The sequence below is a fragment of the Streptomyces sp. NPDC006544 genome (genome assembly GCF_040611715.1).
In the GTDB taxonomy this organism is placed as follows: domain Bacteria; phylum Actinomycetota; class Actinomycetes; order Streptomycetales; family Streptomycetaceae; genus Streptomyces.
Genome location: NZ_JBEXOV010000209.1, coordinates 1 through 2,112, shown reverse-complemented (window position 1 = coordinate 2,112; position 2,112 = coordinate 1). Strand labels below are relative to the sequence as shown.

The following is a 2,112-nucleotide window of genomic DNA, read 5'->3' as shown; positions in this document are numbered from 1 at the left end:
GCTACCTCAGCCCCATCGAGTTCGAGGAAAAGCACTACGCCGACCAGGCAACGGCCGAACGAACGAACCTGAAACCACGTCAACCCGCCCTGACCAGCTGATCAGCACCTCCCGCACACCGGGGGAACCTCAGACGCCGATGAAGTCCTCGACGACGTCCGCGACTACGTCGTCGAACACCTCGGAGACCCGGAAGCCGTCCTGATCGTGGATGACACCGGGTTCCTGAAGAAGGGTGTCCGCTCCGCCGGAGTCCAGCGCCAATATTCGGGAACAGCGGGGGCCCGTATTTCAATAACTGTCAATCACGGGTTTCCCCGAGGGTTGTTCGGGCGTGTAGCTGTGCCAATGTGCGGGCGGGCGATCCGGGTATCGGCGTGACGAGGATTCCGTGCAGGTCCAGGAGCCGTTTTGCGTCCTGGTACTGAATGGACAGGTTGGTGCGCTTGACGCCCATCAATTGGGCCAGGAACGTCATGGTCACCGCTCTGCGGCGGCGCAGGATGGCTGCCAGGAGCCGGTGGGTGTGGTCCACGCTGCTGGTCTGCGGGTGGCGGTAGCTGCGCGGACGGTGGAAGCGTCTCTGGAATGCCGCCTCGGCCATGGCGTCCCAGAAGGGTTCCGAGACCGCCACCAAATGGTCGAAAGCGGTTCGTGACATGCCGGTCAGGGCTGGTTCGGTGAGCATCATGGTCAGGGCCGGATCGGTCCGGCGAGTGCTTGCCGGCGCGTCGGGCGTTCGCGGTGGCACGGGAGACAGCGTGTAGTTCCAGTCGCCGTGGAAGGCGTTGGGCGTGATCGGAAGGGCGTGGAACTCGGCGGCTGTGACGCTGATGCCGAGGTCGTAGCTTCCTGTATCCAGTTCGGCCCCAATGGCCAGGCCGGTCTTGGTTGTTGTGGCGGCGATGGTCTCGAGGGCCACTTGGTAGCTGGTCAGCGGTCGCCCCCGCCAGTTCGCGGTGATGTGGCAGAACATCCGGTGCTCTATCTTGTTCCACTTCGAAGTCCCCGGCGGTAGGTGACAGACCGTGATCTCCAGGCCGCTCTCTCGTGCGAAGGCGGCCAGGTTGCTCTTCCAGGTCCAGCGGCGGGGGTCGTTGGAGCCGCCGGAGTCGGCGGTGATCAGGAGCCGGCCGGCATTCGGGTGGTCCGGCCGTCCGCGGTGTTGCCACCAGCGGCGGATGGACTCCACCGCGAACTGGGCGGTGTCGTGGTCGGTGCCGACGTTGACCCACCCGGTGTTGTTGGCGATGTCGTAGATCCCGTAGGGGATCGCCATGGGCTGGTCGTTGGTGGTGAACGTGTGGCAGTCCACCTTGATCGCGTTCTTGCCCGGACGCCAGGTGCGACCGGGCCGGTCACGGTTGCCGAGCCATTCCTTGGCCTTGGTGTCGACGCTGATCACTGGCTGGGCGTCGTTGAGGAACTCGGTGGCGGTGGCATTGAGGTGGGTGAACTGGGCATCACGGTCCGGATGGCTGATGCCTTCTGTTGTCTTTGCGGTCCCCTGCAGGCTGTAGCCCAGGGTGTGCAGCAGGTGTCCGACGGTTGAAGCGCTGATCGGGTGGCCCTGTGTGGTGAGGGTCGAGGCCAGAGCCCGTAACGACAACGTGGTCCATCGCAGCGGAGAGACGGGGTCGCCTCGAGTGTGCGGCTCGACCAGCGACTGCAGCGCGGGCAGCAGGCCGGAGTCGGTGTCTGTGAGCCGCTTGCGACCGGCGCCTGGGGCTCGGACTCGTCGGGTCGGCGAGGAGCAACCGGCCAGCTCGGCAATACCTCGCGCGATGGTGGCAGTGCTGGTGCCGGAGGCGGCTGCGACCCGGACGATCCCGCCGTGCCCGAGGGCCGTCGCCTCACTGGCCAGGTACAACCGGCGGCGACGCTCATCGAAGTGCGGCAGGATCTGATCGAACTTAGTTCGCAGAGCACGGGTGGCAGCACGGCGTGACAGACACGAAGTCATATCTCAGACTCCCACCAACACCCCTCTACCGAGCACTAATTGAAATACGGGCCCCGGGCCGCACGGAAAATTGCCAGGTCGGTGTCTTCCTCGCGTATGCCGGTGCCCGCGGCCGCACGCTGATCGACCGCCGCCTGTATCTGCCCACG

2 pseudogenes are annotated in these 2,112 nt (G+C 65.4%); one reads left to right on the top strand and one right to left on the bottom strand.

From position 1 onward, the window contains the following. Nucleotides 1-132: 132 nt before the first annotated feature. A pseudogene (locus ABZY44_RS37570) lies at nucleotides 133-282 on the top strand (transposase); the annotation flags it as partial. Between the two features lie 23 nt (nucleotides 283-305). Here ABZY44_RS37570 and ABZY44_RS37565 read toward each other — a convergent pair. Then, nucleotides 306-1,963, bottom strand: a pseudogene (locus ABZY44_RS37565) (ISAzo13 family transposase). Nucleotides 1,964-2,112: the final 149 nt, after the last annotated feature.